At 39.7% G+C, this 19,835-nt stretch carries 15 protein-coding genes; 10 read left to right on the top strand and 5 right to left on the bottom strand.

Annotated features, from left to right (window positions below):
• Positions 1-11 precede the first annotated feature (11 nt).
• Positions 12-1,235 (top strand): TonB-dependent receptor, encoded by a 1,224-nt coding sequence (locus BQ5338_RS13295; protein WP_139265254.1) that lies wholly within the window; start codon positions 12-14, stop codon positions 1,233-1,235.
• 53 nt (positions 1,236-1,288) lie between these two features.
• Here the strand turns inward: BQ5338_RS13295 and BQ5338_RS13290 are convergent, their stop codons facing one another.
• Positions 1,289-2,242 (bottom strand): DMT family transporter, encoded by a 954-nt coding sequence (locus BQ5338_RS13290; protein WP_071147302.1) that lies wholly within the window; start codon positions 2,240-2,242, stop codon positions 1,289-1,291.
• Between the two features lie 86 nt (positions 2,243-2,328).
• On the opposite strand from BQ5338_RS13290, the gene BQ5338_RS13285 reads away from it, so the two are divergent.
• The 9 genes from BQ5338_RS13285 to BQ5338_RS13250 all read left to right on the top strand — a co-directional run bounded on the left by BQ5338_RS13285 (position 2,329) and on the right by BQ5338_RS13250 (position 13,797).
• Entirely contained in the window at positions 2,329-3,165 is an 837-nt protein-coding gene (locus BQ5338_RS13285) for a CvfB family protein (RefSeq protein WP_071147301.1), read from the top strand.
• Between the two features lie 111 nt (positions 3,166-3,276).
• Positions 3,277-3,585, top strand: a complete 309-nt coding sequence (bamE, locus tag BQ5338_RS13280; RefSeq protein ID WP_071147300.1) for an outer membrane protein assembly factor BamE domain-containing protein — start codon at positions 3,277-3,279, stop codon at positions 3,583-3,585.
• Positions 3,586-3,677: 92 nt separating this feature from the next.
• The gene (locus BQ5338_RS13275) at positions 3,678-4,340 is read left to right on the top strand and encodes a proline and serine-rich protein 1 family protein (RefSeq protein WP_071147299.1); all 663 of its coding nucleotides are present in this window, start codon (positions 3,678-3,680) and stop codon (positions 4,338-4,340) included.
• A 12-nt stretch (positions 4,341-4,352) separates the two neighbouring features.
• Positions 4,353-5,447, top strand: coding sequence for a hypothetical protein (locus BQ5338_RS13270; RefSeq protein ID WP_071147882.1), 1,095 nt, complete (start codon positions 4,353-4,355; stop codon positions 5,445-5,447).
• 406 nt (positions 5,448-5,853) lie between these two features.
• Positions 5,854-7,626 (top strand): AraC family transcriptional regulator, encoded by a 1,773-nt coding sequence (locus BQ5338_RS13265; RefSeq protein WP_071147298.1) that lies wholly within the window; start codon positions 5,854-5,856, stop codon positions 7,624-7,626.
• A 275-nt stretch (positions 7,627-7,901) separates the two neighbouring features.
• Positions 7,902-8,117 (top strand): carboxypeptidase-like regulatory domain-containing protein, encoded by a 216-nt coding sequence (locus BQ5338_RS17065; protein ID WP_235816430.1) that lies wholly within the window; start codon positions 7,902-7,904, stop codon positions 8,115-8,117.
• A 27-nt stretch (positions 8,118-8,144) separates the two neighbouring features.
• Positions 8,145-11,171 (top strand): SusC/RagA family TonB-linked outer membrane protein, encoded by a 3,027-nt coding sequence (locus BQ5338_RS13260; protein WP_235816429.1) that lies wholly within the window; start codon positions 8,145-8,147, stop codon positions 11,169-11,171.
• Positions 11,172-11,189: 18 nt separating this feature from the next.
• Positions 11,190-12,605, top strand: a complete 1,416-nt coding sequence (locus BQ5338_RS13255) for a RagB/SusD family nutrient uptake outer membrane protein (protein WP_071147297.1) — start codon at positions 11,190-11,192, stop codon at positions 12,603-12,605.
• 13 nt (positions 12,606-12,618) lie between these two features.
• Positions 12,619-13,797: a TlpA disulfide reductase family protein gene (locus BQ5338_RS13250; RefSeq protein ID WP_078063495.1), complete on the top strand. Its 1,179-nt coding sequence runs from the start codon at positions 12,619-12,621 to the stop codon at positions 13,795-13,797.
• Here BQ5338_RS13250 and BQ5338_RS13245 read toward each other — a convergent pair.
• The 4 genes from BQ5338_RS13245 to BQ5338_RS13230 all read right to left on the bottom strand — a co-directional run bounded on the left by BQ5338_RS13245 (position 13,794) and on the right by BQ5338_RS13230 (position 19,813).
• A complete protein-coding gene (locus BQ5338_RS13245; protein WP_071147296.1) occupies positions 13,794-15,743 on the bottom strand; it encodes a biosynthetic peptidoglycan transglycosylase in 1,950 nt (649 codons plus the stop codon). The two genes, BQ5338_RS13250 and BQ5338_RS13245, sit on opposite strands and share 4 nt — an antisense overlap.
• A gap of 304 nt (positions 15,744-16,047) precedes the next feature.
• Positions 16,048-17,367, bottom strand: a complete 1,320-nt coding sequence (locus BQ5338_RS13240; RefSeq protein ID WP_071147295.1) for a TolC family protein — start codon at positions 17,365-17,367, stop codon at positions 16,048-16,050.
• A 20-nt stretch (positions 17,368-17,387) separates the two neighbouring features.
• A complete protein-coding gene (locus tag BQ5338_RS13235; protein WP_071147294.1) occupies positions 17,388-18,500 on the bottom strand; it encodes an efflux RND transporter periplasmic adaptor subunit in 1,113 nt (370 codons plus the stop codon).
• A 68-nt stretch (positions 18,501-18,568) separates the two neighbouring features.
• Complete coding sequence (locus BQ5338_RS13230; protein WP_071147293.1) at positions 18,569-19,813, bottom strand: ABC transporter permease; 1,245 nt, start codon at positions 19,811-19,813, stop codon at positions 18,569-18,571.
• Positions 19,814-19,835: the final 22 nt, after the last annotated feature.

Here is a 19,835-nt window from a genome sequence, read left to right as displayed (position 1 = left end):
AAGCACCGGTAGTGGATGGTAAAGCACAATACGTGACTAACTTACCACAAATAAGAAAAACGCTCGAAGCAGTGTTTAGTAGCCAGATGGGAACGGCTGTAACTCTTGAACAGGCTCTAGCTGCTATGAAAGTGCCTGCTGATGTTATTAAGTCGATTACTCAGCAAGTAGACCAATTGTCGGGAAAACCAATAAATAGTTATCACGAAGAGTCTTCCAAAAACTATGGAACCAATCAGGCTGCCGAGATTTTCATTGACGGAACCTATAAATTGACCTCGGCTCTTGCACTGACTGCCGGTCTGCGTGCATCCTACGAACATCAAGTGGGTGGCTATCGTTCGGATGTTTCGGCACAACCCAGCATCTTTGGAATGATGATGAATGGCTCCGCCAATCTGATGAACCCTATCTCCAACGGAAAAATAACTGCATCCGGCGACTATCTTTCTTGGGTTGGGCGTTTGGCGCTGAACTATATGTTCAAACGTAATAACATCTACGTAAGTGCTTCCAGAGGTCGCCGCCCCGGTGTGATATTGGTTTTGCCTGCTAAGGTGACTAAGTTACAACCCGAAATAATCTATAGCTATGAAGCCGGCATTAAAGGAGTAGTAGCAAACGGTATATTATCGTATGACTTGAGTGCTTATTATTATGATTGGAATCACTTCCAGACGACTACGTTGCAAACCGTTGAAGGAAGCCTCGCACCTCAATATCTGGCTGATGATGCAGGAAAGGCACATACCTTTGGCGTGGAGGCCGGATTGCGATACAGTCCTGTGCGTTGTTTCAGCATCTTCGGTAACTATTCTTCTATCGATGGTAAGTTTAATGACACTGACGAGAATGGAAATGCACAAGAATATGCAGGTAATCGTTTTCGTCTTACTCCGAAGAATACTTTCTCGGCAGGTATTGACTTAGATGTGCCGGTGAGTAAAACCGCTGCGGTTTACTTTCGCCCGTCTTATTCATACAAGTCTCAGGTATACTTTGAAGACAGTAACCGTGAAGATCTGAGCCAGCCGGGATATGGATTGGCCAACTTTACAGCAGGTTTACGTATGCATCCACGTAATTGGTATTACGAGATTGGAGCTTTTGGAAAAAATGTATTTGATAAGAAATACATCATTGATGCCGGAAACAGTGGTGATACGATAGGGCTACCTACTTTTGTGGGCGGAAGCCGTTGTATAATCGGTGTAATGGCCAAAATAGGTTTTTAATGCTAACCCTTAGACATGATTATATTGCTCGTGGCTCTTGAAGTGTCGAGAGCTTAGATTTGTTGGTTTGGAAGAAGAGGGGTAGGTGTTTCACTCTTACCTCTCTTTTTTGCTAAATGCAGGAAACGACCAATTTTATCTCCCTGCTCAGCTATATAGACTCCCAAAAAGATGAATATGGAGCCGATGATCGCGATATAAGTGATGACTTCATTAATGACAATAGCTGAAGAGATAAGCGTGACGAAAGGGATAATGTAGATGTAATTTGTCGTTCGCACTACTCCCAGTTGTTTCACTGTTGTGTTCCACATGATATAGCAAAGCATAGAAGCTATCAGGCCGAGAAAAACAAGATTGGCTATTACTATCGGTTGACTCAGAATAGATATATGGATTTGCGAAGGTGAGAATGCAAGGACGGGTAGCATGGTGATGATGCCATAAAAAAAGACCTTCCGGGTAATGAACAGTACGCTGTACTTTCGGTCGAGTCTTTTCAATATGATGCCATAACAAGCCCACATCAAGGCAGCAGCAACTGTCAATAGATCGCCCAATGGGTTGACTTTGAGTATAATATTGCCGTTGAATACGACCAATGCAACTCCAATGAACGCCATACCCGATCCATAAAGCAGTCGTTTCTTTACTCGTTCTTTCCTATCTGTCAGATGTAAGAGAAAAGCGGTGAGTATAGGCGTGGTACATAAAATAAGTGATACATTGGAGGCGAGTGTAATCTGAAGTGCTGTGTTTTCTGCTATGAAGTAAAGCGAACCGCCACACACTCCGGCAGCAAATAGCAAAGCTTCATCTCGTAGGTTGTTGGCCAATAACCGTTTTGAAGAGAAAAACCAGATGCTGACGTAAGCCAGAAGAAAACGATAAAGTAAGATTTCTGTAGGCGAGAGTCCGTGTTGCAATAATACCTTGGTGGAAACAAATGTAGTGCCCCAGATAGCTACCGTTGCCAAGGCCATAATATAATACCAGAAGTTCTTCATGAATGTGGCTGCTTATCCATTTATTTTGCAAATATAGATATAAAAAGACAAGGAAAAGTTATCTTTGCATTTAAATAAATGAATGTATGAACATAGAACTAGGCAAATTTAATACGCTAGAGGTTGTGAAGACCGTAGATTTTGGAGTGTATCTTGACGGTGAGCAGGAAGGCGAGATATTATTACCCACCCGTTATGTTCCCGATAATTGTCAAGTTGGCGATTTTTTGAATGTTTTTCTATACCTCGATAATGAGGAGAGACTGATTGCTACAACGCTGACTCCATTGGTGCAGGTAGGCGAATTTGCTTGTTTGGAAGTGGCGTGGGTAAATCAGTTTGGTGCTTTCCTTAACTGGGGTCTGATGAAAGACCTTTTTGTTCCTTTCAGTGAGCAAAAGATGAAGATGCTAGTGGGCAATAAGTATGTGATACATGCTCATGTTGACGAGGAGAGCTATCGCATTGTAGCATCGGCCAAGGTCGAACGTTATTTTTCTAAAGAAGAACCTACTTATGAGCCCGATGATGAGGTGAACATTCTCATTTGGCAGAAAACTGATTTGGGCTTCAAAGCTATTATAGATAATAAGTTTGGCGGATTGCTGTATGACAGTGAAATCTTTCAGCCTTTGCATACAGGCATGACGCTGAAAGCTTATGTAAAGCAGGTACGCGAGGATGAGAAAATTGACCTTGTGCTCCAGAAACCGGGCTTTGAAAAGATCGATGATTTTGCTAAAAGCTTACTGCAATATATTCAAACACATGGCGGTAGTGTGGCTGTTAATGACAAAAGTCCGGCAGAAGAAATTTATGATATCTTTCAGGTGAGCAAGAAAACCTTTAAGAAAGCGGTTGGCGACTTATATAGAAGGCGCCTTATCAAGCTGACTGATGTTGGTCTTGAACTTGTTGGCTGATGAAATAGATTAGCAAAGCCAAAGAAAACCTTAATGTTAATCCTTCACGCAAAGATTCTATTCTATCTGTTCAATTCTGATATTTTTGCGTGAAATAATACAATAACTAAGATGAAGAAATTATCTATTTTATTCTTTTCGTTCTTATTCCTTTTGAGTAGCTGTGCTACAATGAAGAGTCTTGACGATAAAATGATGAAGATAACTGAAGGTATGTCTCAAAAAGAGGTGAAAGAGATCTTCGGTGCTCCTAATTTTAGACGTTTTGATAATGGTAGAGAGGAGTGGGAATATAGCTACACTACAGTGATCACGGATACAAAGATTTTTTTGATACGTTTTGAATCAGGTCGTGTTGTGGGAATGGACACCTTTGTTGTTCCTTACGAGCCTAACAGGGAAAATACCTTTGTCAGGTAGGGAAATTCCTACGCACGATTAGAGAGAATCATTAGGGTAGGGGATTTCCTTACCCTATTTTTGTTGTATGGAAATTATTAAAACAAAACGATATGCGTAAGTTAATGATAAGTCTTAGCCTTTTGTTGGTGGCGTTCGCTTTAAAAGCTGCCCCAGTTTATGGTATTCGAATAGAGAGCACCGAAAACCCTATTATTGTATTTGTGGAAGGTACACAAATTTCTATTCCAACAATGAGTTGCTTTATTGCCAACCTGAGTCCGGGTAACTATCAAATAGAAGCCTATGAGGTAGAATATTTTGGAAGGAATGATTTTGGAAGGAAAGGACGTTTAATCTATCATAATCTAATTTATTTTTCAGGGAATGAACTGAAAAACATTCGTATAGAGAGCAACTTTCCTACATTGCCTTCTCATCAAGATAGGTGGACTGGAGCTCACTCAGATAGAGGGGTAATGGATAATAATACGTTTAATAGTTTTTTCTCCGCAGTAAAAGCGGCTCCATTCAAATCGGATAAAATGGACTTGATTGAGACGGCTGTGCAAACGAGTGCTTTTACTATCCAACAATGTAAACGCTTGGTTGAACTGAATACTTTTGATGATGATAAGATAGAAATGATTCAGTTGCTTTATCCTCGAATTGTAGATAAACAGAACTTCTTTATGTTGCTTGAAAGCCTATCCTTCATCTCCAGTAAAGATAAGATAAATGATTTTATAAAAGGATATAATAGTAAATACAACTAAAAACTAATGAATATGAAACGAATGATGATTATTCTATTTGCCATCGGGATAACTGCCATGAGCAGCACAAGTATGGCCGCCATGAGTACTAGCAGGGTTCGCCAAGAAACTCGTTTTCTTACGGATAAAATGGCGTATGAGCTCGAACTGAACTCAGCTCAATATAATGATGCTTATGAAATCAATTATGATTTCATCTATTCCATTCGCAATACGATGGACAATGTGGTGCGTGGACAAGAGTGGGCATTGAACGAATACTATTATTATCTTGATATTCGTAACGATGATTTGCGTTGGGTACTTGACAGTGAGCAATACAGCCGCTTCATGCAAACAGACTATTTTTATCGTCCTGTTTATGCTAATACTAATGGATGGGCTTTCAGGGTATACGTTACGTATAGCAATCATGGTTTGTTTTATTTTGGGCTGCCAACTCATTACACCACTTACAGAGGAGCGCATTTCCGGACGCACAACAATAACGTGAGCTTTTATCGCGGACGTTACAATCATACTGTATATCGCGACTTTCATAGTGTGAGAGACGACAAGGTCTATCATAACAACCGCCGCTCTGATTTCGGTAGAGTAAGCATTCGTCCCAACTCGAACAAAAGACCTGATGGAAGAGACAAAATTTATTCTACTCGTCCAAGTAATAACACTCCATCTAGAAATAGCAACACACGGCCTTCGTCTCCTTCAAATGATAGAAATAGCCATGGTGTAAAGGATGGTAACAGTAACAATCGTCGAGAGGACAATGGTGGAAATATCCGACGTAGTAATCAAGATGTAAAGAGGGATGTTGATAATAGAAACAAAGTTCGTTCAACACCGTCGAATAACAGTCGCAGTAATGCAACTCCTGCTTCTTCAGGTAGCCGTAGAAGTGCAACTCCAGCACGCTCCTCTTCCAGTGGAGAGACTCGTAGTACTACTGAACGTTCGAGCAGTCGCAGCTCAAACAGTAGTAATGCCCGTCGTAACGAAAGTACTCGTGGTTCGTCTACCAGTAAACCGACTTCAAAAGAGCGTGCTACAAAAGATAAATCATCTGAGAAGGAACGCTCGAGTAGCCGCATTCCTCCAACAAGATAATACTAGACAAAGTGTGTTGCTTGAGCACGCTTTTGTCAAGAGAAGATTTGTACTATATTAACTGGTTAGGTATGGGCAAGAAGGAAAAAGGTGTTTTTAGGATAACAATAAGAGAAAAAACTTTTTTCATTAGGAGTTATTGCGATAACAAATAAGTAAATGTGTGAAGAGAAACCGTCTTTTGACCCAAGAGAACCGTGCAGATGACCCATTTGCACGGTTCTCTTGCTTCATCACAAGCGTGCAGACACAAAAAAAGAGGGAAGTTGCAACTTCTCTCTTTAACCGTATTTTAATCTGAATATATTTTATGATTATATTAACAAAGATAATACATTTACTTGCCAAAGTCAAGCGTTTCTGCTTTTTTTTGCTACTTTTGCCGATAGAATAAAAGCGTTTAAGGATGAAGAACATCTTTCTATTTCTTGTTTTTAGTTTGTTATTTATCTTATTCCCTTCACTTCATGCGCAAGATCAAAGTCAAAACTCCGACAACTTGAATGAGCGTATCAGCTATCTGCGTGCCAAGAAGAATGATGGATATGCACTGAAAGAACTCTCTTTTCTTTATTTGGCAAGGGCTGATTATACAAAAGCCATTTCTTTTGCAGAACAGTTACGTAAGTTCGGAGAGATTAATGCCATCGATTATTTCCGTCTTTATTCTTATATCTACTTAGGGCAAGGATTGATGATGAAAGGATACAAAAAACCGGCCAAATTCTATCTCAATAAATCATTGCTACTGGCACAAGAGTTAAAGAATGATTCTGCTCTTTGTTCCGTTTACAACGGACTGGGCTTATACTCATCAAATATAGAAATGGATTATTATCGCTCCATCTTTTACTTTTTTAAAGGAATAGAAGTAGCCAGGAAGGGGAGTAATGACCAACTGCAATCACTATTGCTCTCTAATCTATCAGGAATTTATTATCTGATGAATGATACTACGGGGTTAAAGTATGCATTGGAGTGTTATGAGTTAGGGCATAAAAGAAGCGATACGTACACCATCATGTCCGGCGCTATGAATTCAGCTTATATGTATTATCTTAAAGGCAATTATATCGAAGCGTCAAAGTATGCCAAAGAGGCAGAATTCATTATGCTCCGAAATGGCTTTCATGACCAATCCAATGTGTATAATTTATTGGGCTATATTTCAACTAAACAAGGGGATAATGTGCTTGCACTTAGTTATTTCGAGAAAGCTCTTGAGCTACAAAGTCACGCTCAGACATCATCTGTTGTCAATGCATACCTCGGATACTCAAAAGTACTGATCAGCAAAGGAGATTATGACGAAGCCATTCCATTGCTTAAAAAAGGTATTTCTATCTCGAATGATCGGAACAGTAGTACATATAGGCATCTTTTATACCAGACTCTTTCTAATTGTTACGAACGGAAACAAGACTATGCCGGTGCCTTGGAGTATTATAAGAAATATCGCGTGGAGAAAGATAGTATATTGACCGAAGAGAAAGAGCGTTCTCTGAATGAACTCAGGATCAAATACGATGTAGAAAAGCAAGAGAATGAAATAGCTCATAGCAAATTGCGTTTGCTACAAAATGAAAAGAAGGTTCAGTTTCTTACTTTCGGCTTTCTGTTGATTTTTGTTGCGCTCGGCTTTATTTATTATCTTTATATAAGGAAGAATCGTTTGTTTCTTAAGATTGTGGAACAGAATCAGGATGCGATCAGGCGCGAAGAGAACCTGCGTTTTGAGATAAGAAGACTTAAGAATGAGGAACAGAAAGACAAAGTAGATGTCACCGGAAAATATGCGGCATCTTCATTGACCGATGAGAAAACGGTAGAGCTCTATTACCTGCTTAATCAGTTGATGTTAGAAAAAAAGGTGTATAAGGACCACTTTATAACGAAAGAAAAGGTTGCTGACATGCTTGATACTAACCGTACTTATCTATCTCAAGTGATCAATGAGCAGAGTGGGAAAACATTTACGCACTATATAAATTCGTTCAGAGTGGAAGAAGCTGTTCGTGTTTTGTCCGATGCGAATAACAATATACCACTTAAGGCACTTTCTTCTGAACTAGGTTTTAATTCAATTTCCACCTTCTATAATGTCTTTCAATCAGCCGTCGGCATGCCTCCTTCTCTATATCGTTCGAAGGTTCTTTCCATTCAAAAAGGCAGGCAATAACCAATTGTACTATCATATTTATTCCAATAACGACAATTGCCGTTATTGGATGCTTGTTTCGAAGAGCTTTTTGAATCTTTATTCTTTTATTTGCAATCATTAAATCGTGTTTCGGCTTTTATTCTATAAATACCATAATGATGGGATTTTTGCTAGGGTAGATTTATTCTAGCTTTGAAGGCAAAATAAAACGCTGTAATTTTAGTTAGGAATAAGTGTGTAAAAGGTTTCTTGTTTTAAGTATGATGGTTACTAACAGTAAATGCTAGGTTGATATGAGAAAAAAGATTATTGTTTTATGTGGTATGGTGCTGATGTTATTATCAGGCACTCACGAAGTCTTTGCCCAGAATGTTGGTAGAGCTTCCGGAATAACTGTTCGCGGAACAGTAAGTGATGTAGACGGGGAACCTTTAGTTGGAGCTACGATTAGGATAGCAAACTCAAAAAATGTTTCTTCAGGAGCAATTACAGATATGGATGGGAAATAGTCTATATCTGTACCATCGGAATCAGCTGTGCTTGAATTCTCCTTTGTAGGATTTGCTAATCAAGCCTTGAAAGTAGGCACAAGTAGAATCTTGAATATCGTTTTGAAAACTGATGATCAATTACTTGATGAGGTGGTGGTAACAGGCTATCAAACGATTTCAAAAGAGCGGGCTACGGGTGCTTTTTCTAAAGTAAGTGGAGAGAAATTGCAGGAACAACGACTTAATAGTTTGAGCACTTTGCTCGAAGGACGGGTTGCAGGTTATGCAAATGGTCTTGTACGTGGTACTACAACAATGAATGGAGTGACGAACCCACTTTATGTAATTGATGGCTTTCCGGTAGAAAGTACTCGGTATACTCCCGAAGGAAATCTTATCGAGAATATTCCTGATTTGAATATGGAAGATATAGAGAGCATAACTGTGTTGAAAGATGCGGCTGCTGCTTCTATTTACGGTGCGCGTGCAGCCAACGGCGTGGTAGTAATTGTGACAAAGAAAGCGGCTAAAGGAAGAACAGAAGTGTCTTTCTCAAGTACCTTCACTTTTTCTCCTTATTCCTTTTATAAAGATCGCCTGACCAACTCGGCAGATGTTATTGATCTTGAAAAAGAGTGGGCAGAGAAGAATCCTAATTTGCAGGGAAGTGGTGCTTCATCTTATGCCGCTAATTTATTGAAATACAAAGTTTATACGAACCAAGGTATTACGGCTATCTTGAATGCTTATGCAGGAAACTCAACGCAAGATGAAATGAATACAACACTGAATGCGCTTTCTGCTAAAGGTTATAATTATTATGATGATACGAAGAAATATACCAAAACAAATCCTTTCTATCAGCAATATAACTTAAGTATCGGTAAGGCTACAGAGAAGAATAACTTTAAAGTTTCACTAACTTACAAGAATAATCAATATGAGAATAAGTATTCAGATGATAGTTCTTTTGGGCTGAATATTATTAACTCTACGGATATTACAGATTGGTTGAGACTTGATGTGGGCAGCTATACAAAGTATACCAATGCTACTACTCAGACTTATGACCCATTGTCCCCCGGTTATACTTATATGCCTTATGACGGATTGGTTGATGCTCAAGGAAATCCTTATATTTCTACGGCCGAATCTCGCTATAGTCAGGATATTGTAGATAGAATTAAGACAAATAGACTTTATAGCATGAATATAACTCCGCTGGATGAAATAGGGCGCAATCTGGGAAAAGAAAAAAACTTCTTGAATAGATCATTTGTTAAATTGAACTTCAAATTAACAGACTGGTTAAAATACGAAGCGATGTTTCAGTATGAGTATGGAGTAGATAGATATAATAAGCTCTCCGATAAGGAGTCGTACAGTGTACGTTCGAAGGTGAATGGCTTGGCTACCGCTTCTGCTAATGGTCAGACAACCTATAATTTGCCTTATGGAGATATTAATTATGATAGACGGCAATACTCGTCTGCTTACGGTTTCCGCCAGCAATTGAATTTTAATAAAACCTTTGCCGGGAAGCATGATTTGGCTATGATTTTGGGATCAGAAATTCGTAGCACAAAATTGGAATACAAGGACGAATTTCAATATGGCTATGATCGTGAAATGCTGAGTTATATTCCTATTGATGCTGCTTCTTTATTGAAAAGGTACAATGGATTGTTGGGAGGGCGTTTTTATTCTTCGGATTTAGGCTTTCAGAAAGAGAACGTTGACCGTTTCGTCTCATTCTATGGCAATGCGGCTTATACATATGATGATAAGTATACGGCTTCAGGAAGTCTTCGTTGGGATCGCTCTAATCTCTGGGGTACCGACTCAAAATATCAAAATAAACCTATTTGGTCTGTCGGAGCATCTTGGAACATAAATAAAGAGGATTTCTTTCATGTCGATTGGGTGAATATGCTTAAACTCCGTCTTTCTTATGGCATCGGTGGAAATATTGCTAAAAACTCAGCCCCATATCTCACAGCTTATTATTCTACAAATTCTAATGTTGGCGGTACTCAAGGCTCTGTGGGAAATCGCCCTAATCCTGAATTATCTTGGGAAAAAACAACCACTACTAATGTAGGATTTGACTTTTCTTTGTTCAAGAATCGTTTGAATGGTTCCTTGGAATATTACGATAAGAAGGGAACTGATCTTTTGGCTAATGCCAACGGAGTACCTACTGAAGGATTTGGATATGCTACATATGAAATAAATAACGGGGAGATGACTAATCGTGGTGTAGAGTTAACTCTTTCAGGAGATCTTATTCGCACAAAGGATTTTTCGTGGAATGTAAACTTAATGTATGCATATAATAAGAATAAGGTGACATACGTAAATGTGGAAGCACCGGTATATTATCTGCAACTGGATTATCCTTCGTCATATCCGCGTGTTGGCACTCCTTATAATTCTATTTATGGTTATAAATGGGCTGGATTAAATGAGAAAGGTCTACCACAGGTTTATGATGAAAATGGAGAGAAGACAACTACGGAACCGACTAGTCTTGATGCCATTTATGATTTAGGTTCAACCGTTCCTTCTCATACAGGCTCTTTGGGTAGCTCGTTGCAATACAAAGATTGGCAAATGTCCTTTATGCTCATTTATCAACTAGGGCACAAAATTAGGAATACGGATTTACCCTATTTGCAAAGTGATTACAATAGTTCGATGGATGAATACATGACATCAATAGGTGCTGTGAATAAGGATATAAAGAATCGTTGGAGGACTGCCGGAGATGAGGCTCATACGGATGTGCCGGCTGTGATTTTTGCCGAAAGTTCGGATTATTACTACGGAAGTTATTCGGTGTATTCTTATGCGGACATTAACGTATTAGATGCTTCCAATATTCGTTTAAGCAACATTTCTCTCTCTTATCGTTTGCCACAAACGTTTTGCAAGAAGATTTTTTTGAAGAATGCTCGTCTTCAGTTTAATGTGGAGAATCTTTATACTTTCGCATTTGAGAAAAAAGCGAAGTATCTATTGGGGGGATACAATTCACCTAACTATGTCTGGGGACTTTATTTGAACTTTTAATATTGAAGCACTAACATTATGAAAACTAAAATATTAACATCTACACTTTGGGTATTCTTTATTGGAATAAGCGTGCTCTTTTCTTCTTGTGATGGTTTCTTGGGTATTATGCCTAAAGGCGCTAAAACGCCTTCTACTTTGGCTGATTATGAAGCTTTTATCAGGGATGAGTATACAAATCAAAGAACAGACATAACACAAGCGATTCTGTTGCTTAATGATAAGTTTGAAACTGCATCTAACTATAATTACTATCCGCTTTATAAAGCGAATTATTTCTGGGATGAGTCTGCAAATCGCATAGAACTGAATAGTAGTGATGAGGCTACTTATTATAATGGATATGCGGCTATTTCTAGTTGTAATCTTATTATAGAGAATGCAGCATCTGCAACGGAGGCAACTGATGCCGAAAGAAATGAGTTGATAGCGCAGGCAAAAGTCATCAGAACTGTGGTTTACTTTGTTTTGGCAAACTATTATGCGGATACGTATGATGAAGCAACTGCTGCTACAAAATTATCGGTTCCTTTAATTGAAAGTGCTGATCTGAATGCAACTTATACGCAAGTAAGTATTCAGCAGATTTATGATTATATGCTTAAGAATCTGGAAGAGGCTTTGCCCTATCTTCCTCATGAGAGGGCAACGGTGTTACACCCTACGATTGGGGCGGCGTATGCTATGTATGCGCGTATCTATTTAGAAATGGATAACTATGACTTGGCTTTGCAATATGCAGACAAGGCTTTGGCTGAAAATAGTGCTTTATACGATTGGACGGCTTACTATGAAACCAACAAAACTCAGATAGAGAGTGCAACTTCTTATACAACGACTACTTCTCCCATGGGAATTGATAATGTGGAGAACTATTATTTCCGTCACGGTGCCAACTCTTCCGCAAACTCCGAGTCAAGGATACAGGTGGATAGAGTTACTCGCTTTGAAGCAGGTGATGCCCGTATGGCTGCTCGTTGGAAACTTAAAACAGTTGGTGCCGACACCTATTATGTAAGTACTTTAAGTGGATTGTATAACTATGGTGGTCTTACCACTACGGAGGTTTATCTTATCAAAGCAGAGTGTCTGACCCGCGATGGTAAATATGGCGATGCAATGGATGTGTTGAATACTGTTCGTCAAAAACGTATTCTTTCGGATGTTTATCAGCCGTTAAGCGCTTCTACGGAGGAACAGGCAATGGAATATATTCGTCGTACAAAAGATAATGAGTTGATTTTTTCTATTGTGCCTTTTGCTGATGCTCGTCGTTTTAATAAAGAAAGTAAATATGCCCTTACGTTAAGTAAAGTGGTAGATGGCACTACGTATACGCTTACTCCCACGTCACATTTATGGACTATGCCTTTCCCTATGGGAGCAACGAGTAACCTGGGTAATGGAACTCTTACTCAAAATGTAGATAAATAACTAACAAAGATCAATGATGAAATTAAAAATGTTTTGCGGAGCAATAGCTCTTTTTTTTACTTTGTCTTCATGTGCTCAGATTCCTGCCGGAAGCTATCTTATAGAAGGTAAACTGGATGGACTGATGGAAGGTGCATCTTTGGAGTTGCTACCTGGTGCAACTCATAAGGATGAAAAGCCTGTGGCTATATCTAAAGTTGGAGCGGATGGAACTTTCTCTTTTAAAGGCAGCGTTCCTTCTCCTCGTATGTTTTATCTCCATGTGGCTGATTCATATGGCCTTTTTAAACTGGTAATAGGTAACAATAAAATTGAAGTGTCAGGTCAAGTTTCTGTTACTGATAGGGAGGGTAGGACGATTTATGACTTCTCAAAAGTTAGCGCTAAAGGTAGCGCTGTCCATGATGAATATTTGAAGAAGATAGCTCCTCATGCTACTCTTGATACTACCTATCAGAATTATCATAAAAAGTATGAGGCTGTATTTAAAGCAATGCAAATGGCTAGAGAGACCAAGAACAAAGCGGCATATGATTCAATTGCCACTTCACCTGCCGGCCAGGCATTTAACCATGCGGAAAAGGCTTTCTTCGATTCGGTATCATCTATTTCAAATGCGGTCATTTTAAGTAATAAAGACTCATGGTGGGGGCCTTTGTTAATGATGGATGTCATGAGCTATTTTACTGAAAATGAGAAAGTCACCTATGAAAAATTCTCTCCAGATGCAAAGGACAGTTATTATGGCAAGCTTGTTAAAGAGGAGCTGTATCCTGTAGGTTTTGTAGGTAAAAAGGCACCTGGCTTTGTTTTTGTCGATAGACAAGGAAAAGAAGTGAAGTCTGCGGAACTCATGAAAGGGAAGAAATATATTCTAATTGATTTTTGGGCTTCGTGGTGTAATCCTTGTCGTAAGGAAATTCCGAATTTGAAGAATTTATATGGAAAGTATGCTTCAAAGGGATTGGAAATAATTAGTATCTCTATAGATAAAAAGGAGGCTGATTGGAAAAAAGCAATGGACGAAGAAAAGCTTCCTTGGCTTAGCTTTTTGGATAAGAAAGACATATCAACCCTCTATAAAGTGAAATTAATTCCAGCTATTTTCTTGATAGATGAACAGGGAATGGTCTTGAGCGAAAAACTCCGCGGAGAAGAACTTGCTACCAAACTTGAAGAATTATTTCGTTAATTTTCTCCGGCGTTAATCATTACGCTATCTCTAACAATTGATAGATCATTGCGGGCCGCGCCTGTAATGTTTATGTCGGGGCGGATACTATCCGCCTCGGCTTCGTTTAATAAACCTTTGGCCTTGAGCCTTGTTGCAATGAGTCGATAATATCCTCCCAAGTAGTCTTTTAGCTTCATGTCTGCAGTAAATGAACTACGGAAATGTTTAGGTTTTGGGATGATGGAAGCCAGAAAAATACTTTCCTCTACTGATAGTTGAGAAGGTCGTTTATTAAAATAGTAGTTCGAGGCTTCTTGTATACCGTAGATGAGTGGTCCCCATTCGGCTATGTTCAGGTAAACTTCGTACATGCGATGTTTTGATGTTAATCCTTCGGTTTCAATAAGCCATACAATCAATGCTTCTTCCAATTTGCGGGCAATGTTCTTGCGGCGGTTTAAGAAAACGTTCTTTACCAGCTGCATGGTGATAGTACTACCTCCACGGGCAAAGCGTTTTACTTTCAGATCATGAATAAGTGCTTCACGCATTGGGCCGGGTAAAAAACCTTTGTGATAGAAGAATGCTCCGTCTTCACTCTGCAGGACGGACATTTGTAACAAGGGTGAGATGCTGTCGAGTGGGGTGAAGTGTTCATAAGACGGTCCAATAGCAAATGTACGTACGGGAACTCCGTTTTCATAAGCAGTGTAAGTAAACTCTTGGGACATCTTGCTCAAGTTAGTAGTGCCATACTTCACAATGCGGAAATCTTTGTGGCGAAGCTCTGATTCAAATTTCAGACTATCGAGTTGGGCAAAGTCTACATCAAGTAGGAAATGATAAGCTAGCGATCCACTGGTCTGAATACCTTCCAAATTAGAAAATAGTCCTTTGGGCAAAGAGCTGAAGAGTTCGTCGGCAGGAAACCAAGGTTTGTTCACGGAGGCTGTAAAATGCCATTTATCTTGTTGTTTTTGAGCTCGTAGGTACGGGTGAAATTGTAGTTTGTTGAAGCTTGTGGTAGTGGTGCTGTCTAACTCCATATAGTTACTTCCCACGTTGATGCGATAAGTTAATCGTCCATGGTCAAGGTTAATAACATCGGGTGAAAGTGCTTTGTGATACACACTTAATCCACAAATCTCAGCTTTACCGCTTAGTGCTATTTCGCTACTACTTATTTTTTCTTTACTGAGGCTGTAAGCCAAAGTGTCGAATCTCACTTCGGCTTCGAGGCGGCGAGTGAGGTAGGGAAGTAGTATTTTCTTTCTTTCACGTGAGTAAAGTTCGGCTTGCAATACATGGTGTGATCGGTTTACTTCTCCACGGGTACCCCATTTCTGGGAGGCGTTATTTTCGCGCACATCAATATCAGAGCGGAAACGATTATCTTTTATGATGAGTGAAGGAACAATTACGGATACAAAGTTACTGTCCCTTCGCTGCACAATGTTTAGGTTGCTAATCTCTCCATTTTCAGGTAAAAGGTTGAATGCTAATTCTGTTAGTTCATCAACTTGCTTGGCGTAACTACTTTGTTTGTTTTCTGTTGCATTTTCCTTTGTTTGCTTGCGGAAAAGGAAATCGTAATTGGCTATTGAATCATGTTTTGTAAAGTAAATATTCAGCTTATCCATGTATACGTTTTGTACTTCAATATCACCTTCCAGTAATGCCCAGAGACTGAAACGTATGCCCATCGATTGCATGTTCAGAAGTGTATCTCGTCCAACGGGAACGATAGAAAAACCTTCTATTCGTATGTTGCTCATTCCCTCCATCTTCAAAGAGTGGTATTTGATGGATAACCCGTATTCTTTCTCAGCAGCGAATGTCTTTTTATCTACTATCATTTTGAGTAGACTGTTACGGCCCAAATAGACTCCGATTAGAGCCAATAACAGTATACCTATAATGATGGCTGTAGCTAAAATGAGACTTTTCTTTCTTCTTCTTTTCATCACTTATTTGATGTTTTTGCACAATGTTCCTATTGTCTTCATACATATCGTTGTCCGCTTCTTTTTTAATTTGTGCATGCTTGCTTGAAGCCCTTTGTAGATATTTTTATGATAGATGAGGCAAAGTTATACAAAATAGAACAGGCTGTATGTTGAAGGAAGGATAAATCTTTTTAAGATTTTAGGTCTTTAGGAGTAAATACTAGAGGGGGGGCAACAAAGACAGCGGCCAGCGATGAATAATGAATATGCATTATTCTTTGTACGCTGACCGCTGATTGACACACACGTTATAGTTTAGTACCTATTGAATGGGTTTTCCTTTATAGAAGTCTAGTATTTTAGTTCGAAAGATGTAGTCGTATTTTGCTTGAATGCGGTCAGATACGGCTTTCATCAGATTTAGTTTTGCTTCATTATACTCTACTGAAGTGGCTTTCCCGTTTTCTAATTTTTGGCTCATTAGGTGGAAAGATTCTTGATTAGCTTCTACTGCTACGGTGCTGGAGTTGTATTTGCTTTCTGCTGCAACAGCACTGTACCATGCCTGCTGAATCTCTTTGTAGAGACCTTTTTTTGCATTGTCAAGCTGCAAAGAATAATTCAGCTGTTGCAAACGGGCTGTACGTACGCGATTGCGAGTTACGAAGCGATCGAATAACGGAATGCTGAGGCTAAAGCTGATGTACTTATTCAGGTTGTTATCCAGTTGTTTGCTGAAGTTCTCACCCGCTTTTCCATTTACAGTGTAGAAGCCGGTACTTAGTCCGGCCCCGAAAGATAGTTGAGGATAATACCCGCTCTGTGCAATGCGAATACTTCTTTCACTACCTTCTAGTCGGTATTGTGCTGCCAGAATTCCCGATTTAGATGCCATAGCCTGTAGGTAGATGTCATCGGGTGGAGTAATGGGTACAAATGTCGGATTAGTATCGGGGAAATCCAGAGTAAAACCTTCGGGAGTGGGCAACTCTAGTAGCTGGCTTAAGTCTAGTAATGACAAGCGGTAGTTGTTGTCAGCTTGTACGCAACTTAATTCGTCTTGCGCTATACGGGCTTTGGCTTCGGCAACCTCAGCAACTGATGATTTTCCCAACTCGGCTAACTTTGCAATACGCGCATATTGCTCTTTACTTAGTGTAACTTGTTCTTGCGCAACTTTCAAGAGCTCTTTATTAAATAAGACTTGTAAGTACGACGAAGCTACGTTCACGGATAGATCTTCTTTTGCCTTCTTTAGATCTTCCATATTTGCTTTGAGGTTAAGCTGTGACAATGCATATTGGTTGGGCAGCTGCATACCGGTAAACAAAGGTACATTCGTACTTAAACCAAAGTTGGAACTGCCGCTGTTGGTGTTAATATACGAGTTGTCTGCAGGAGATGCTGAGCGTCCCCAGCTATAGTTTTGGCTGGCACTTCCATTCAGATTTGGCAAACGTGCCCACTTTGCTGTGTTTACATCCACCTTTTGTTGTTCCACCGTATTTTGAGTTTGAAGCACGGACACATTGTGCTCAATGGCATAATCAATGCATTGGCGCAGACTCCATGCTTCCTGAGCATGTATGGCGATAGGAGAAAGCCCTATTGCTATAACAATTGTTATTATCTTTTTTTTCATACTTTTGGTGTTAGCCGTTCTTATTTCTTCTTATCCTTATCGGTTTTCTCGGCACCACGTACCTTTTCTTTGATCGTAAGTCCTTTCTTGATCTCAAGCTTGATGCCGTTGCTTAAACCGGCAACTACCTGGCGGCGGATGAATTTTTGTTCGGGAACACTGTCTGTCATTACCCACACAAAAGTACTATCTCCATTAAATTCGACTGTACTTTCGGGCACAGCTAGAACCTTTGACACACGTGCTAATACAATTTCAGCATTGGCAGAGTAACCGGAACGTATCTCTACAGAATCGGGAACACGGATAGCTGCTTTAATTTCGAATTGGTTAGCTCCGTTTTCCTCTACACCTTTTGGTGAAATATATTCAAGCGTAGCATCGAACTTAATATTTTGTAATGCTCCGATTGTGAGCTTGATGGGCATGCCTTCATGGATACGACCTACTTCTGTCTCGTCTATTTTACCGCGGAAGATAAGATCATTCATATTGGCAACAGTAGCAATGGTAGTACCGTCATTAAACGAATTACTCATAATCACAGAGTTACCGGCTTTTACAGGGACATCAAGAACAAGGCCGTCGATGGTTGAACGAATCATCGTATTACTGTATGAGGCACTTTTCTTTGTGATACCTTCTTTAATGATATCAAGTGCATCTTTGGCACTCTCTTCTTCTTCTTTAGCTTGTTTAAATGTAAGCTGACTCTTTTCATAGTCTTCACTGCTGATCAATTTGTCAGCATAAAGCTTTTTCATACGGTTATAATCCGTTTGAGTTTGCTTTAAATTGATTTCAGCTAAGCGTAATCGACTTTCGGCACTGTTTAGTTGGCCCATTTCGGGAATTACCTTTATTTTAGCTATAATCTCTCCTTTTTTAACCGTTTGTCCGGCTTCTTTGTATACTTCGGCTACAATACCCGATATTTGAGGCTTGATAAGAATCTCGTCCCTTGGCTCCACTTTTCCAGTCGCCACTGTGGTTTTTTCCAAATCGGTTATCTCGGAACTAACAATTTCGTACTGTTTCACTTTGGGCTTAGATTTGCTGTACAGGAATACAAACGTTCCTATAAATATGACAGCTACCACTACCAATGATGCGATTTTAAGATACTTTTTCATCGTTGCTTATTTTATTGATTTATCATTTTTTATATTTTAGGCTTTGGGAAGAATCACTGACCTCTTGCTCATTCATCCCTGATGGCTTCGATCGGTTTAATTGCCATAGCTCTGTATGCCGGAGCTAGCCCCGCAAGCATTCCCAGTGTCAGCAAGAGTGCACAAGTTCCTATCGCCATCCAAAAGCTGACCTGAAAATGCGCATTATATGTTCCTGATGCATTGATGCCAATTTCGGCAACCTGCAATATGAGTACTCCGAATGAAATACCCGCCATACCTGCTACAGCTGTAAGCACAACACTCTCGGACAAAATCTGTTGCAAGATATCTTTGGGGCGTGCTCCAATGGCGCGTCTAATGCCTATCTCGGTCGTACGCTCTTTCACTGTTACCATCATGATATTGCTCACACCGATAGCTCCAGCTAATAGTGTGCCTAGCCCTACCATCCAAATAAGCATACGAATGCCCGAAAATAAGTTGTCGACCATTGAGAACATGGCTTCGGCATTGAGCAACATCACAGCCTGTTTGTCATTTGGACTAATATAATGTGCTTCTTTAATGACCTTCTCTACCTGATCTTGTAAGTCGGTTATTTTAATACCCGGTTTGGCTGTGATGCAAGCTAGATCAATGTTCTTCCCAAAGTTGTAAGCTTGCTGCATGGTGCTGAAGGGTAGTACGATACTTTCGGATGCATTGCCATTAATATTAATGTTGCCTTCCGATATACAAACTCCGATGATACGGTAGTATATGCCATCTACTCGTACAAACTGGCCACAAGGATTTTCTCCTTTCTTAAATAATTCTTCGTATACGCGCTTGCCTATACTGCAGACTTTCCTTTGCTCCAGAATGTCTATGTCATTAATAAAGCGCCCGTAACGCATTTCTTGAGTTTCTATCTTATCATAATCGGGGTATAATCCTTTAACTATACAGCTACTCTTTTTGTCTCCATACAAAGCAATTGCTCCCCATTTATTGATCGTAGGAGTTATCACATCGATGTCTGAAACGGCACGGCGCAAACGCCCGATATCTTGATTTTCTAGGCTCCAGTTGCGTCCTTTACGAAATCCTTTGTAAGCTTCACCTGTTTTTTGAGGCCAGACGAAACATGAATTAGTGGCAAATCCTTCAAAATTGGCTTTCATCATATCCTGCATTCCTTGCCCTCCGCCTATGAGAGCAATTAGCATAAATATACCCCAAAATACGCCAAAGGCAGTAAGTAGACTTCGGGTTTTGTTTCTTGTGATGGTAAGAAGTATTTCCTCCCATGTATCAATATCGTATTTCATATCTTGTTATTGAACTTGTTAA

The organism is Bacteroides ihuae, from assembly GCF_900104585.1.
Taxonomy (GTDB): domain Bacteria; phylum Bacteroidota; class Bacteroidia; order Bacteroidales; family Bacteroidaceae; genus Bacteroides; species Bacteroides ihuae.
The sequence above is the reverse complement of the archived record's forward strand: the minus strand, read 5'-3'. Positions and strand labels throughout refer to the sequence as shown.

Bases quoted from the DNA above. Each gene is read 5' to 3' on its own strand.
- BQ5338_RS13290 (WP_071147302.1), bottom strand. From the start codon at position 2,242: ATGAAGAACTTCTGGTATTATATTATGGCCTTGGCAACGGTAGCTATC.
- BQ5338_RS13285 (WP_071147301.1), top strand. From the start codon at position 2,329: ATGAACATAGAACTAGGCAAATTTAATACGCTAGAGGTTGTGAAGACC.
- bamE (WP_071147300.1), top strand. From the start codon at position 3,277: ATGAAGAAATTATCTATTTTATTCTTTTCGTTCTTATTCCTTTTGAGT.
- BQ5338_RS13275 (WP_071147299.1), top strand. From the start codon at position 3,678: ATGCGTAAGTTAATGATAAGTCTTAGCCTTTTGTTGGTGGCGTTCGCT.
- BQ5338_RS13270 (WP_071147882.1), top strand. From the start codon at position 4,353: ATGAAACGAATGATGATTATTCTATTTGCCATCGGGATAACTGCCATG.
- BQ5338_RS13265 (WP_071147298.1), top strand. From the start codon at position 5,854: ATGAAGAACATCTTTCTATTTCTTGTTTTTAGTTTGTTATTTATCTTA.
- BQ5338_RS17065 (WP_235816430.1), top strand. From the start codon at position 7,902: ATGAGAAAAAAGATTATTGTTTTATGTGGTATGGTGCTGATGTTATTA.
- BQ5338_RS13255 (WP_071147297.1), top strand. From the start codon at position 11,190: ATGAAAACTAAAATATTAACATCTACACTTTGGGTATTCTTTATTGGA.
- BQ5338_RS13250 (WP_078063495.1), top strand. From the start codon at position 12,619: ATGATGAAATTAAAAATGTTTTGCGGAGCAATAGCTCTTTTTTTTACT.
- BQ5338_RS13245 (WP_071147296.1), bottom strand. From the start codon at position 15,743: ATGAAAAGAAGAAGAAAGAAAAGTCTCATTTTAGCTACAGCCATCATT.
- BQ5338_RS13240 (WP_071147295.1), bottom strand. From the start codon at position 17,367: ATGAAAAAAAAGATAATAACAATTGTTATAGCAATAGGGCTTTCTCCT.
- BQ5338_RS13235 (WP_071147294.1), bottom strand. From the start codon at position 18,500: ATGAAAAAGTATCTTAAAATCGCATCATTGGTAGTGGTAGCTGTCATA.
- BQ5338_RS13230 (WP_071147293.1), bottom strand. From the start codon at position 19,813: ATGAAATACGATATTGATACATGGGAGGAAATACTTCTTACCATCACA.